Annotated in this window: 10 protein-coding genes; 9 read left to right on the top strand and 1 reads right to left on the bottom strand. The window is 44.5% G+C overall.

All coding sequences use genetic code 11. The features are described 5' to 3' along the window. Window positions 1-37 precede the first annotated feature (37 nt). From FS818_RS08280 to FS818_RS08240, 9 genes are all read left to right on the top strand, one after another. Window positions 38-1,138, top strand: a complete 1,101-nt coding sequence (locus FS818_RS08280) for an ATP-binding protein (RefSeq protein WP_397351764.1) — start codon at window positions 38-40, stop codon at window positions 1,136-1,138. Further along, window positions 1,126-3,567 (top strand): DUF5682 family protein, encoded by a 2,442-nt coding sequence (locus tag FS818_RS08275; protein ID WP_222128810.1) that lies wholly within the window; start codon window positions 1,126-1,128, stop codon window positions 3,565-3,567. The genes FS818_RS08280 and FS818_RS08275 overlap by 13 nt, the downstream gene beginning before the upstream one ends. Further along, on the top strand, window positions 3,552-4,754 hold the full coding sequence (locus FS818_RS08270; RefSeq protein ID WP_145331278.1) for a VWA domain-containing protein: 1,203 nt from the start codon (window positions 3,552-3,554) through the stop codon (window positions 4,752-4,754). The genes FS818_RS08275 and FS818_RS08270 overlap by 16 nt, the downstream gene beginning before the upstream one ends. Before the next feature lie 24 nt (window positions 4,755-4,778). Then, window positions 4,779-8,339, top strand: coding sequence for a DUF4132 domain-containing protein (locus FS818_RS08265; protein WP_145331276.1), 3,561 nt, complete (start codon window positions 4,779-4,781; stop codon window positions 8,337-8,339). A 10-nt stretch (window positions 8,340-8,349) separates the two neighbouring features. Further along, window positions 8,350-10,248: an SWIM zinc finger family protein gene (locus FS818_RS08260; protein WP_145331275.1), complete on the top strand. Its 1,899-nt coding sequence runs from the start codon at window positions 8,350-8,352 to the stop codon at window positions 10,246-10,248. Then, window positions 10,235-10,513, top strand: coding sequence for a hypothetical protein (locus tag FS818_RS08255; RefSeq protein WP_145331273.1), 279 nt, complete (start codon window positions 10,235-10,237; stop codon window positions 10,511-10,513). The genes FS818_RS08260 and FS818_RS08255 overlap by 14 nt, the downstream gene beginning before the upstream one ends. 387 nt (window positions 10,514-10,900) lie before the next feature. Beyond that, the gene (locus tag FS818_RS08250) at window positions 10,901-11,095 is read left to right on the top strand and encodes a hypothetical protein (protein WP_145331271.1); all 195 of its coding nucleotides are present in this window, start codon (window positions 10,901-10,903) and stop codon (window positions 11,093-11,095) included. 163 nt (window positions 11,096-11,258) lie between these two features. After that, window positions 11,259-13,772 (top strand): WG repeat-containing protein, encoded by a 2,514-nt coding sequence (locus tag FS818_RS08245; RefSeq protein WP_145331269.1) that lies wholly within the window; start codon window positions 11,259-11,261, stop codon window positions 13,770-13,772. A 264-nt stretch (window positions 13,773-14,036) separates the two neighbouring features. Next, window positions 14,037-14,441: an RDD family protein gene (locus tag FS818_RS08240; RefSeq protein WP_145331267.1), complete on the top strand. Its 405-nt coding sequence runs from the start codon at window positions 14,037-14,039 to the stop codon at window positions 14,439-14,441. A gap of 451 nt (window positions 14,442-14,892) precedes the next feature. Here FS818_RS08240 and FS818_RS08235 read toward each other — a convergent pair whose 3' ends face one another. Next, window positions 14,893-15,426 carry a TetR/AcrR family transcriptional regulator gene (locus FS818_RS08235; protein WP_145332809.1) on the bottom strand — a complete coding sequence of 178 codons (534 nt, stop codon included), beginning with the start codon at window positions 15,424-15,426 and terminating at the stop codon, window positions 14,893-14,895. Window positions 15,427-15,435: the final 9 nt, after the last annotated feature.

Here is a 15,435-nt window from a genome sequence, read left to right as displayed (position 1 = left end):
CATACGATCTGTTTGTATGAGAGGAGACATCTCGATGATAGAAATGCTTAAACCGCCTGCCGAGACTTTATACGAGGCTGAGTTACGGGCGTTACAACAGGAGGATCAGGGTCATCGTCCGCCCAACTGGTTATTATCTCCAGCTAATGTGCGGGATTTTATTATTGGTCGAGATAAGCCGGCGATGCTGGATGGAGAGAAGATCGCCATCACACGCAAATTTTACGGGAATGATGTGTTAATTGAACGTGCGGTCGTAACACTTGCAGGGAATCGCGGGTTGATGCTTGTCGGTGAGCCCGGTACAGCCAAAACGATGCTAAGTGAGTTGCTTACGGCAGCGATCTCGGGGACCAGTCTGAATACGATTCAAGGTACGGCTGGAACAACGGAGGATATGATTAAATATTCCTGGAATTATGCGATGCTTTTGGACAAAGGGCCCTCTGAAGCAGCTCTTGTGCCTTCCCCGTTATACAATGGCATGAAAAAAGGTATTTTAACGCGCTTTGAGGAAATTACACGTTGTCCGGCCGAAGCACAGGACAGCTTGATCAGTATTTTGAGCGATAAAGTCATGAGCATTCCAGAACTTGACGGGGGGGTGCTGTTTGCCAAACCTGGATTCAACGTCATTGCTACGGCGAATATTCGGGATAAAGGTGTAAATGAGATGAGCGGCGCACTCAAGCGACGTTTTAATTTTGAAACGATCAAACCGATCCAGAATGTAAAGATGGAAGCCAAAATCATTGAATCTCAGGCGAGAAACCTGTTATTACATAGTGGAATTGATACCGAAATTCAAACCGATGTAGTGGAGTTGCTGGCAACTACTTTTATGGAGCTACGAACAGGCATGTCTCGCGAAGGGTACAAGCTTGATACACCTCAAGCGTCCATGAGTACTGCAGAAGCCGTGTCGGTATATGTGCAGAGCGCAATGACATCTTACTATTATGAGGGGAAATCTATTGCGTTGGATCGGTTGGTGCAAAATATGCTGGGAACCGTTGCAAAGGAAAACGACAAGGATCTAAGCATTCTCAAAAACTATTTTTCCAAAATTGTCAAAGCTCGCTCTGCCGAAGAGGAAATTTGGAAGAATTATTATGAGGAAAGAAAATGGATCGGTTAGACCAAGTGGAGCCTACTGACGCTGCTGGTTTATCGAGTGTTACGGATTTGAATCAGCTTCAATCCTTATTCGATACAAGTGTATATAACTTAAACAATCGAACGGTTTATTTTCCAATACGGCATCATAGTCCAGCTTGTTCTCATCATCTGTTACATGTTATCGGAGAGTACAAACCGGATATCATTTTGATTGAAGGACCGGAAAGCGGCAATTCTCTGATACCTGTACTAACGGATGAAGCGACCATGCCTCCGGTCAGTCTCTATTATACCTATGAGGATGAATATGGAAGAGAAGCCTGTTATTATCCGATGCTCCGGTATTCACCCGAATATGTTGCGCTGAAGGAAGCACACCGGCTTGGCATTTCGGCACAATTTATAGATTTGGATTATCGGCATGTATCCAGAACCACGGAGAGTCCTTCGCAAACAGAGCAGAAAGAAATCTCCGTTCAGGACGAAAAGCTGCTTGCCAGTTCAGATTTCATTAACCGTTTATGTGAGAAAACAAACTGCCGCAGTTTTGATGAACTTTGGGAAAAGGTGTTTGAGATCGGGGGGCTGCTGAAGCCTACATCTGCCTTTGTGCAGGATGTTTTCACGTATTGTACATTATCCCGAATGTGTTACACCCCGGAGCGTCTGATCGCAAGTGGTGACCTGGTTAGAGAAGCCCATATGGCGAAACGAATCAAGGAAGCTGAAGAGCGGTATCAGCGTGTGCTCGTAATTACGGGAGGTTTTCATACGTTTGGATTAATGAGTCCGTCTGTTCAGAAAAATGAACCCAAGGCGAATTCGACGCAACACGATACATCAGATTCAGGAAATGTTCAAGAACAGGTGTATCCGATGGTGTATACATTTGCCGAAGCGGATCGATTGAATGGTTATGCCAGCGGTATGCCTTATGTTTATTTTTACGATCAAATCTGGGATCACCTGCTTCGTTCTTCATATTCACCTTATCGTGTGACCACGTTGAATCTATTATCTAGACTGATGCGTAAGCTACGTGACAAGCAAGAACATGTATCCACAAGCGATGCGATCGAGGCTTATAGTATGATTCAAGGTCTGGCGGAGCTTCGAGGCAAGCAGGAAGGCGGAGTGTACGAGCTGATGGATGCGGCCCTCTCTTCATTTGTCAAAGGAGAGCTTACACTTGCCACCGACAAGCCTCTTCAGGAACTGCAACTTCTGTTGACCGGGGATGCCATCGGGAGCGTTGCACCTAATGCGTTTCATATTCCTATCGTGGAGGATTTTAAAGCGCGTTGCTCGGAATTCAAGCTTCAGATTCGAACGACGGGTCAGCATAAAAAGGTACTTGATCTGTATGCCAAGCCGGAACATCGTTTGATGAGCCAGTTGTTTCAATGCATCTCTTATCTTGTCCCCGAGTTCGCAAAGCGACAGGCAGGACCGGATTGGATCGCGCAACGTGATATGAATCTGGTTCGTGAAACGTGGGAATACATGTATTCCTCACGAATTGAAGCGCGGCTTATTGAAAATTCTTTATATGGCGGAACGCTTGCCACAGCAGCTACCCGAAAGATGGAAGAGCAGATGCGAGATATTCCTGACCATCACAGCGGTGAACTTGCTCAAAAAATGCTCCAGGCACTATTAATGGGACTTCAGGAGACAGCGATGCAGTTGTATGCCCAGGTTCGAGCAGCTCTGCGGACAGATGGACATTTTCTGTCACTATGCAACAGCTTAACGATTCTGAATCGGATTCATCAGCATCGGCGGTTGCTAGGACTATCGGATGACCCTCATCTTCCCGAGTTAGTATCTGAAGCTTACCGTAACGCAGTGGACAAGCTGCAACAGCTTTCGCGAACGAATGCGGACGAGCATGAAGGTATTATTCAGGGAATAAAGCTACTTGCAATGCTGGCCGAGTCTGCCGAAGAGCAATTCCAGGATACGGCTTTTAGAAACCATTTGCACGAGCTTTTGTCAGATTCGAAGCTACCTGCTCAGCTTGAAGGAGTATGTATCGCTATTGCTTCGGGACTTGGTGATCGATCTAGAGAAGAGATCGTGGAGCGAGCCCGCGGGTATATCCGCGGAACGCCGGAACAGACGCGTCAAACGGCTTTATTTCTACAAGGTGTCTTTACCGTAGCGCGAGATGCATTCCTATATGAGGACCAACTGTTACATGAGCTAAATGGGTTAATTGAGCAGTTATCCTATGATGATTTTATTGCTATGATTCCAGAACTACGTCTGGCGTTCACTTATTTTACGCCAATGGAAACGAATCTGATTGCCGAGCGTGTGGCCAATCTGCACCAAGTGAGGTCGGATGAAATGTTGATGCCTGCATTGGATGAGCAATTACTCATTCGGTACAGAACCCAGGATGAGGCGCTTCGAAAGGAGTTTGCTGCATGGAAGTTAATATGAATGATGGCCTTCGCGGCCAGGACGAAACGTTGCCAGAGTTGTCTTCCTCGGAAGAACGAAGTGCTGTTGAAACCTTGAACCGTTGGCGCCTGATTTTGGGGGAATCTGCAGAGAAAGGTCTTTGTGAATCGGATCAATATAGAACGGGTGAATTTCAGTATGTTGAATTGGACGAGATTCTAGGGTACCTCTATAACCGTGAATACGGTGAAGAACAAGGTTACCGAAAAGAGGGTGGACATGGTTCATCCGAGCTTACCGTACCCAATTGGTTACACAAGGTCAGAGATCTTTTTCCCAAATCAACGGTTGAAATTCTGGAGAAGCAGGCGCTTGATCGTTATGGACTGACGGAGCTCTTAACCGATAAAAAACTGCTGGAGTCTCTTGAACCTAACATGAACCTGCTCAAAAACATCATGCAGTTCAAAGGGCGAATGAAAGGTGATGTACTGCGGAGTGCAAAAGATATTGTACGCACGGTGGTTGAAGATCTCCGCAGGAAGCTGGAGTCTCATACCCGGGCCAGTATTATGGGGAAACGCAGTCGGTACGCATCCAGTTCTTTGCGGTCCCTGCGCAACCTGAACTTTAAACGGACCATTACTCGTAATCTTAAAAATTATGATAAACACAAACGAAGGTTTGTTATCGATCGTCTTTATTTTGACGGGAATATAGAGCAGCACAATAAGTGGAACATCATTATCGGTGTAGATGAAAGCGGTAGTATGATGGATTCGGTGATTTACAGTTCGGTCATGGCGAGTATTTTCTATCGATTGAATGCGCTACGCACAAAGCTGTTCATTTTTGATACCAAAGTTGTGGACCTGAGCGAGCGACTTGAGGACCCCGTAGATGTATTGATGAATGTGCAACTCGGTGGAGGAACCCATATCGCCAAAGCGTTGCGTTATGGGGAGACGCTGATTGAGAATCCTGGAAAAACGATCTACATTCTGGTGAGTGATCTGGAGGAAGGTTACCCGATTAATCAGATGTATCAAGCTTGTAAGGATATTATTGATGCAGGATGCAAGTTGCTTGTGCTCACCGCTCTCGATTTCAACGGAGATTCGGTGTACAACAAACATGCTGCACAGACGCTAGCCAATATGGGGGCACATGTAGCAGCGATTACACCTAACCAACTTGCCGAATGGATTGGCGAAATGATCACTTAAACATACTTTTAGGAGGAATAAATCATGCTTACCGTAGATCGTACAGTAGAGAGTTTGGTAGAAAAGTTCGCTTCCATTTGTTCAGATGACTACTCGCTCAAAACGGATCGTAGCTCCGAAATTATCGATTACGTCATGGGTGCAACCGAAAAGTTCCCTGAGATGATGGGTAAAACGAGTCATTATGTCTATCGAACGGTAGAAGCACTGTCCAAGCTTGGCAAAAAAGATGATGGAGATATTTTTTTTCGTGCCGGAGCTGTCGCCATGCATTTGGAATCGAATTATTTCCGCAGAAGCCCTTGGGGGGTTAACGCATTCACAGCTTGTCTCGGTGATGATTCGGAGGCTTACGGATTAAATGGGAAAAGCAAGAGCTCGGATCGAATGGGAACCTTGTTATCTCGTTTGAAGAAAATGAAGCGATATGCGGGTGAGGAAGAAATTCTCTCAGAGCTTAAGCGTCGCGTGAAGCGGGCACAATGGCTATTCGATTCCAAAAAAGCAGATAGTCAGGGTAATTTCAGAGATGTGATTGACGCCATGATGCTTGTTCATTTGTGTGTGCAACCGGATGTGGAATTTGCGAATAAGCAAGAGATCGAGGATATGAGTTCCGTCCTGCCGGAGTTGTTCCAGCATGTTATGGCTAACGATGCGGCCAAGCTTCATCAAGAGCTGTACCGTTTGATGGAACCTTTGGTTGCAGGTAACGTTCAAGGCAAACAAAACGGTTCGTCACAGGTACTGGAAGAGGAATTCCTGAAACAGAAACGCAGCGAATTGATTGCCAAGCATTATCCAGAAATCACTTACTCTGCGAAATATCATGTTTCCCATGCCGAATTCCATCAGACGTTGGTTTTATTGAGCAGTGCAGTCTTGTATCTGACGAATATCAATGGAGGAAAGCAACGCTTTCTGGATAACGTTAATGACGTTGGCAAGGTGCTACTCGAAGTTATTCATCACCTCCATGAGCTCTATCCGATGGAGGTTCGTAAGTATTTACTTAGTATGAACCCTCGTTCAAGAAGCGAAGATGATCTGCTGTCCGGGCTGATTCCTCTGAACGAGCCCTATCAATTGATTGAAATGATGCAACTCGAATTGAATTCGTACCGCGTGTCCTGGATTATAATCAAGGCGGCAATTGCCAACCAACCCGAGCAAGCCAAACGGGCATATGAGATTGTCAGAGCACCATTCCTGAAGTTGTGTCTTCATAAAATGATGTTGGATCAAGGCATCCATAGAATCCAACCGGAAAATACAATTGAAGAGGCTGTATTCCGTGTGTTGCGTCAACCGCTCGAAGGTGGGAGACAAGGTCTTGCCATCGCGAGATATTTAAGTGGTGAGTACACCCTTGAAGAGTATTGGGAAGACAAGGACAGCCGCGGATTGTTCAATCATGTCAATCGGGACAGGAAGCGGATCAACAATCTCATTAGCATCAGTTTCCTGCCCATTGATTCGGAGGCAATGCACCGCTTTGCGATTTTGCTAACTCATCCGGAATGGACGCTGGACATTGTTTCGGACATGTATCATTCTTATGCTTTTAGTGGTGAACAAATTTTGACTATGTATGGTGACGATCCTCAGGTAAAACGTGAACAACTGCTGACTAGTCTGATTTCGCTGAATGGGATGACAGATTATACGTATCAATCGATGCCGCAGGATGAGTATCGCCGTATTTTACAGCAAAACCTGGAGTACGCATTAAACCAGTATAAAAAACTGCCAACGGATACACGTATTTTAACGCTTGAAGTTGCATTTGAGCAGCGAGATACCCTGCCTAAGCAACAATTGGCAGCAGCTATTCAGGCAGGTTTACAGGATGCTTCTAAACGGGCGAGCAGTATTGCCTTGGCCGAGTTTAATCGGGTTCCGGATCAAGAACTGTATATGATGATCTACCGTGCGGAGAAAAAGGTCTCAATTAAAGAAATGGCGCTAACGGCGATCCGCAGTCTGGATAACAGCAAGAAATTATATACTGAACTCCTACAAAGTGAGAAAGCCACCGAATGGAAAAACCTGATTCAAATCCTGCTTGATACGGCTGATCTAAGTCCTGAATATGCACACGCAGCACTTGCTGACTTAGCCGATGCCAAGAAGATGTCACGCATCAGCTGGTTACCTCTAAAGGAACTGCCTGCTCTGATTCGATCCGCAGATGGTGTGCCTTTGGATGACCGGATCAAACAATATGTATTACTGCAATCGATTGATCATGGGTCTGGCCCGAATGAGCGGTTAAATGAACTACGAGAATATGTAAGCGAAGCTTCGCTTATCAGGTTTTCAAAGGAACTGTTGCAGCTATGGATTCAGGATGGTGCGCCTGCGAAGGAAAAGTGGGTTATGTATGTTTCCGCACTGTTCGGTGATCTTCAGATAGTTCATATATTGACCCCACAGATTAAGGAATGGACAGAGAATAGCCGCGGAGCTATAGCAGCGGAGGCAGTGAAAGTATTAGCATTTCTAAAAGAACCTGCCGCACTTATGGCGATTGACAAGGTTAAACGCAGCGTTAAGAACCGTCAAGTGAAAGGCGCAGCTGAAGAAGCATTGCAGCTTGCAGCAGAGAATATGGGATTGACTGCAGAGCAGCTTGAAGATCGTTTAGTCACTTCCCTCGGTTTTGATGATAAAGGCACGTTACAGCTTAGTTACGGTGAACGCTCCTTCCAGGTCAAAGTTAACGCCGATCTACAGGTTGTGGTCGTAAACGAAGAAACAGGTAAAGCGGTCAAAAGTTTGCCTGCTCCGGCACAAAAGGATGATCCTGAGCTTGCGGCAGAATCCAAGGCACGTTTTACCCAGTTGAAGAAAGATCTGAAAACGATGGTTACGATCCAGACTGCACGCTTGGAAGAGTCTTTATCCAAACAGCGTTTATGGACCGCTGAGGAATGGACTTCCCTATTTGTAGACAATGTCATCATGCAGAAATTTGCCGTTGGATTAATCTGGGGCATTTATGAGCAGGGTGAGTTAATCCGTACATTCCGTTATATGGAGGACGGTACATTTAATACAGTGGACGAGGATGAAACGGATCTGCCATCAGGAGCTCAGGTGGGTCTTGTACATCCGCTTGAACTCGACCAGGACACGCTTGAGGGTTGGGCTACTCAGCTTGAGGATTATGAGGTCAAGCAACCGTTTGAGCAATTGAAACGTCAAATCTATTTGATTGAGGATGAAGATCGGACCAAGACAGAATATGATCATCTTCCGGAAGAGGAATTTTCACCAACAGCTCTCCCGAAAGCATTGGAGAAATACGGATGGGTTAAAGGTCCTGCACAAGATGGTGGTTGGTTCAATGAGTTTTACAAAGAGTACGGAGAGATTGTTGCCGAACTTCGGTTCAGCGGTACAAGTATTACGTATTATGAAGGAATGGACGACGTGACGCTGGAATCGTTACATTTTTTCAAACCAAATGGCAAGAGACAGCACTATTATTATGCAGATAACAAATCCATTCCTTTGGGTCAAATTTCAGGCCGAGTATTCAGTGAGACTCTCTATGATATTTTGAGAGCAACGGGGCGTTGATTTGGTGGTTATGAACGATTTTAGTGAATTTAAGCAGAAATTCAGACACTTTTCAAAATTGTGCACAGAGGATTATCTCATTCGTTATGCGAACAAGGGACTATACAAAAGAGCACTTAAAGAGCTGGATCAAGGTGTACAAGTACAGTACACCTGGAATACAGCTTCAGTAAACTGTCAGCTAAGTGAGGGTATCGAGTGTACCCTCTATGCTACGCTGGATGAATGGCAGTGTTCCTGTCCCTCGGAAAATATCTGCAAGCATGTATTGATTGCGATTCTGTATGACCAGCGCCAGCAGATAACTGAAAACATTGCTATGGGCGAGGATATTGTGGAAACTGTGGAAGTTGCAAAGCCTTCAGCGGACATTCCTGCATCTTCCCCGTCAGCCTTGGATATGAAACCACCTTCTGCTGATTTCGCAGATCCTGACACTTCCAAAGAGTATAGGCCCGCGGGACAGGATGAGTTTCATCAGGTTAAAGAGTCAGACAAACCGGATTACGGTCTGCAACCTCATTCGCCGGAGACAAATGTCCGTTTTCGCTGGATGCTTGAAGTCGATCTGACTCCCATCCTGAAATCATATACTTCCACGATGGTTGAAGAGGTCGTTTTTCGTTTACGCTATCCCGAGGACATTCAAATCATGGAAGACACGCTGCTCACCGTACATTTAAAAAGTCAGAATATAGAGGTGTCCTTCACAGAAGAACCTCAGCTGGCCAAAGCTTTATGCAAGTTAAAGCAGACCGCGGGAAAAATGGCCAAGCTTGAAGCTTTGCTGAGATACCGTATGTATCATGGGGCGGATGATACGGACGCTTTAAGTGTCCGCGCATACGAGCCCAAGTTCTCCCTTCAAACGGTTCAGGAGTGCCGGGGCATGTTGGCTGGTATGCTTAAGACAGGGCTTGCCAGACTGCCTCAGTCATATAATGCGCAATTGGAGACACTGGCCATTGCTGCACATAGCGGTGGCCTTCCAGAGATTGAACGTAGTTTGCGTGGCATTCAGGGAGAGCTCCAGCTGTTTTTCAAACGTCATGTACGTTTCTCCATGCTGATGATGCTGGATCGTATAAGCAAGCTGTATCTCGCGCTAGAAGTGCTTGAACAAGGCGAGATTCCTGTTAGGCAGCAGAGTCAGCTGGTTGGCAGTTTCCGAAGTAAGTACTTTACCGTGCCTTCACTTCATCTCTATGGGCTAGGCGCAGACTCTTGGGAGACACGGTCAGGATTTCGCGGAATTACGTATTATTTCTATTGCTTTGATGATAGGCAGATTTATACGTACAGTGATGTACGTGCGGTGTATTACGAGGATCAACAATTCTCGTATGCCGAGCATTATGCATCGTTTACTCCCTGGTTGCCAAGTTTGACATTTAGTCAATTTACGGGAGAAGAAATTCAGTTTCAGTCGGTTAAAGTGAATGAAGAACGACGAATTTCTTCAGGTGATGGGGCGAAGTTAACTGTTTTACCACGAACCCGTGTGAATGAGGTTCATTTTGGAGAGTACCTGATAGACATACCTGCAGCACTTCAACGGGAGCCCGATTCTATTGATCTATTCACTGAACCAAAAGAACGGTTGGCATTAATCGAGGTTGCCCGTATTACAGAGCATAGCTTCAACAAACAAACGCAGGATCTGATTCTTATGGTTGAGAATATTGAGGGGGCATGCTTGCCTCTCACCCTGCCTTACTCATCGGATTGGCAGTCTATGATTAACAGACTGGAATCAGGATTGGGTTCTCAAAAACTGGAACATTTTTATGCATTTGTTCGAATAGAAACGAAACGTATTAGTCCAATCAGTTTTCTAAAGGGCCAGACGTTGCTAAGCTTGAAGCTGGATTCCAGTAGTGGAAGGATGGGACGTTTTGGAAGAAGATAGTGGATTGATACAGCAGTTATCGGATTGGTCTGAAGAATTACTCCTTCGGGGGTTATCTCAATTTTCGATTAGAGATACCCAACTGCTTGAGCAACTGGGTACCAATGCGCAGCGATTGCAGATGCATTTCCTGTATGAATTGATCAGCGGTGTTCTAGAGGCAGGACGCAAAGTGGCACTAGGCGAAGGACAAGAGGAACAGCTCTTGGATCAATATTGTCGTCTGACTCAATATGTTCAGCTTAGTAAGCAATCACAAACATGATCTCTCTAGTTAAATTTTTTTAACGTTAAGTCTGGCTTTGAAAACGATGAAACAGGGTTAAGTACTGTACAAAGCTATAGTATGAAGTAATTATTGGACTGATTTTAGTCCTAATTCGATAGAAATAATCTAAAAAAGTTGCAGGTGGCTGAGCCCCTGCGATTTTTTTGTTGTTGCATGTAAGTAAAAGTGATTTGATGAACGAATATATGTAGGAAGCTCATGTTTACGAGTAACGATGCAGTTATACGATCTTTCTTCAGTTAAAGCGCTAATAAGCTTAGGCTACAGGGCAGTTTTACAAATATCGGTGAAGTTATTCAAGGCAAGTGGGAAACGAGCTTTAACCTGAACCAGCTTAACAGAAGTAAACGTGGACATGTAAACTTGGGTAAGAATGCAGGAGCACAAGTCGAGGCAACTCTTTCACCCATCGGTATTACGTTAACACGCGAGGCTTTAGATATGATTCGTATGGAGGATTTGAAAATCGAATTACAGCTGAAGGACGGCACAAGAATGTCTGTTATAGCAGGTTTTACTCAACTGGATAATGATCTGGTCAAATGGATATCCTCTTAAACCATTCGCGTAGAAGACGTAAGCAATCTTTTAATCAATGGACAGAAGGTAAATTTAGAAGAGTAACAGGATGAAGTAGAGGTGTCACAATACATTTTCATGTCATATCCCGAGTTATGTTGCATACCATTAGGCGAATGCGGTCATAAGGGAGGAAGCGGAGATGTCGATGAGTGAACCGCTATTACTGCAAATTGTAAATCAACATATTCCGGCGGGGGCAACGGTCGTTACCATTGATAAACCAATTCAGCATCCGGCGGTCTATGCGGCCGATCTTACTGGCGACGGAATGCCTGAAATTTCTGCTGTTTATCAATTGAATAGTGAGCTGTATCTGCTTATATTAAAATTCGTTCAAGGGCATTGGATTAAAATGGCTTTAACAAAAGGACTAGGTTATGGCGTTACGTTGCTGACAGCAGCGCCTGTAACTTCAACGGCAAGAAATAATCTGATCGTAGGCTGGCAAATTGGAGCCATTTGGTCAAAACTCGCTGTATATGAGTGGACCGAATCCGGTCTTACGGACATTGCCCCAGACGATTTGTATTACAGCTACGCTGAGATTGTGGATATACCTGGCGTGCATGGGCGAGATGGGAAGGTAGAAATAGCGCTCTGGATTCATGACACTGGTGAAGCTTATCGAGTGGAAATTATTCGTTGGCAGCAGAATCAGTGGGTCCCAGCAACAGATGTATACCGAGCCTATTTTCCTAAAGTCGTGGAATATTATGAGCAGTTAACGAAGCAGTATCCCGATTATGTATTCTATTGGTATTATCTTGCGGATGCTCAGTTTCATGCTGGATCATATTCCGCGGCACTCACTTCGGTTCAGAAAGCGCTGCGCTTTCCGGAAGCGTATCCTTCAAGAGAGAACTTGCTTGAACTGGAGAATAAAATAAAACAAGCGACGACGGCAACGGCAGGCACACATGCCAGAGTGACGACATGGTTATATCCCGTCTCTGTTCGAACAACAAGCGGGACGCGCTGGGGGTATATGGATGCACAGGGACATATCCGTCTAGAGCCGGTGCTAGAAGAAGCTCAGGCGTTTCAGCCTAACGGATTGGCGGTCGTCGTAAAGAATGGTCGAGCCGGTGTCATCAATCTTCAAGGGCAGTATGTAGTTCAGCCTGTGTATGATTCGATTAATTCTTTTTCCGAAGAGCGGGCCATGGCCATTGATTCTCAAGGGTTTAAAATGATCAATGAGCAAGGCACCGTGCTGACCAAACGAGCTTATCCGTTTATCGCAGATATGCATGAAGGCAGAGCCATGTTTTACGATAATAACCCAAATCAGACGAACGGCTCACCTAGCTTGTATGGATACCTGGATGCTTCAGGAAATGAAGTAATCCGAGCGCAATTCGCTTCAGCAAATGATTTTCAGCAGGGTAAAGCCGTTGTACAGATTAAGGATCAGGAATACGCCCTTATCGATCGGAACGGAAATCGACTAGCAACTTACCCATATGCCTTTGTAGGGCCGCTAGGGAATGGTTTGCTTGCTTTTCAAAAAGAATCCTCTGGCAAATATGGGTACATCGATGAACGGGGTAACATTCGTATTCAGCCTAAGTTTACTTCTGCATTTGCTTTTAACGATGGGCAGGCTATTGTGAATACGGCAGAGGATTACAAATCGAACTATGGCGTCATTAATATGCAGGGATCATTTGTGATTCAACCGGCTTATAACGATATTCGGGAGCTTGGGGAGAACAGGTACGCACTCGGGAAAGCCATTGATGCAGAACAACCTTACATCGGCTCGTTGTATGCAATCGCTGAATTGAATGGAAGAATACTAACGGAGTTTATCTATCGTAATGTGGAAAATTACAAACATGGTCTTGCATCTGCATCAGACGGAAATCAGACGTATCTTCTGGATTTGAGCGGTAGACCGGCTCCAGGATATCCTCGTGTAACAGGGGCAGGATCGATGGAAGTGGTGGCGCCGGATCTGATTAAAGTGTTTGTGGATCAACGTTTATCCTATGTGAACCGGGCTGGAAAGGTGATTTGGCAACAGAATACGATCGTACCGTTACAACCGCCTTATCAGGTGCGTGAAGAGAAGTATAAACCCAACCGGGATTATCTCGTTTATTATCCGCAGGTGGACGGCTTAGCCAATCAGACAGAGCAGGGTAAGCTTAATGCTAAGCTGAAAGAACTTTCCCAAGTTAAACCGGTTCCTGCAGATCAGCAACTGGATTATACCTATACCGGTGATTTTGATATAACTTTCTATCAGAAGCAATTGCTCCAACTCCAGTTGACGGGTTATAACTATCCAGCAGGAGCTGCACATGGGATGCCAACGATGGTGTATGCCATTATTAATCTAACCGACGGTCAGCTCTATGAATTGAAGGATCTGTTTAAGCCGGATAGTGATTATGTGAAGGTATTAAGCCAAATTGTAGGGGACCAGATCAAAAATGATCCGCAGTATTCGTATGTTTTTCCAGATACGTACACCGGAATAAGTGCGGACCAGCCTTTTTTTGTGACAGCAGATGCACTACATCTATACTTCAACCCTTATGATATTGCACCGTATGCTGCGGGATTCCCGACATTTACAATCCCGTTTAGTCAGATCATGAGCATCATTAATACAGAAGGATCATTCTGGAAAGCATTTCATTTATAATGGTGAGAGCAGGGGAAATATACTTCCAGGCCATATGTCTAATATGGCTTTTTCTTTATTTTGGAAGTAATAAAAGAGAGGGATTACGCGAAAAGGCGAAGTCTAAACGTATTAAACGTATCTATATATAATAGTTAATTATTTCACAAAGTAGGAAGAAAGATATTTGGGAGATAAAAATGAATAATATGAACCAAATGGTATATATTTCTTGTATAATATAAATAACCATGCATCAAGGTATGACAAAATAGTTTGGAGGAAATGATTTTGTACAAATCAGGTTTTTGGATTAGGCTTGCAGCAAGTTTCTTGGATGGACTTATTATTGGAATACCAACAGTAATCATCGCAGGTGTGCTCACTGGTAATTATGATTCAGATGAACCAATTGCGCAGATATTAAGTTCGTTATATGCGATTTTTTTACCTGTTTATTGGTATGGCCGAACGGTTGGTAAACGAATTTGTGGGATTCGAATTCAAATATATGACACACAAGAACCACCTAAAATTACTACAATGTTAATGCGAGTTCTAGTTGCTGGACTTGTGTATGTATTGACGCTAGGTATCGGAATTATTGTGAGCGCGTTTATGGTTGGTATGCGAGAGGATCGTCGTGCAATACATGATTTTATAGCAGGAACAGAAGTTGTGTGGGATTAAGTAAAAAAAGAAGCAGAACCGTAATGGGATATATAAATTCATAGCGGTTCTTTTAATTTTCTAAGTACTGTTTCACAAAACTCGTATTTTGTACATATGTATATGTATCCAGGATATATCAAACATGTTCTCATTTTTATGTTGTTCTTGTCAAATGCGGCAATAATCGAGGTAAAGGCATTAGAGCCCTTACCTCCTTACTACTTGGCCACATCTATTTACATTTACTGCTGCTTGGATAGGTCTCTTATTAACTACAGACCCAGCATGTATTATTGAGAATTTACATACTTCGGCGACAGTTCCTTCTCCCAAACATCATTTCGTTCTCAAGCTCTACTAAGAACTGTTAACATCCCGTCACTACCCTACCCGTAAAAAGTGAGGTCTTATTCAATTCTCTTTATATCCTACAGCATTTCAATGAAATTTTTAACCTTTCTACCTCCGCTCATTGGCCTGACTCATCCTCAATTCCCGCTTCGATCAGCTTCCAGACTGCTTCGAATTCTGCTTGAAAATCCATGTGCAGCCAATTGTCTGCATAAGCCGGCGCGGAAAAATAAGAAAACGCCGTCAAAATAGCATGCAGCCGCCTAACATCTTCAATACCGCTTGCTACCTTCAAGCTGTCAATCAAATCGCCGACGTGCCGAACGAATACCGCTGGATTTCGATCGATATAGGCTGTATAGAGCTTAAACATTTCAGGTTCGCGCACATAAGCCTCATATTTCGATTCACTTAATATCCATAACCATTGGTGCACAATGTCCCTTCTGGATGAGTATTTGTCTGTATCTAATGGGAAAAGCCGCGCCAGTTCGTGATCCAGCCACGACAAGGCAAGCTCGGTCCACAACTCTTCCTTGCCCGAAAAATACTTGTAAATCGCCGCGTGAGTCGTCCCGAGTTCAGCACCGACCTTTGACAGATTGACTTTCTCCATCCCTTGTTCGACAACCATTCGATGTGCGGTTTCCATAATAAGTTC

This window comes from Paenibacillus xylanexedens, from assembly GCF_007680605.1.
GTDB lineage: Bacteria > Bacillota > Bacilli > Paenibacillales > Paenibacillaceae > Paenibacillus > Paenibacillus xylanexedens_B.
This window is presented reverse-complemented; position numbering and strand designations above follow the sequence as displayed.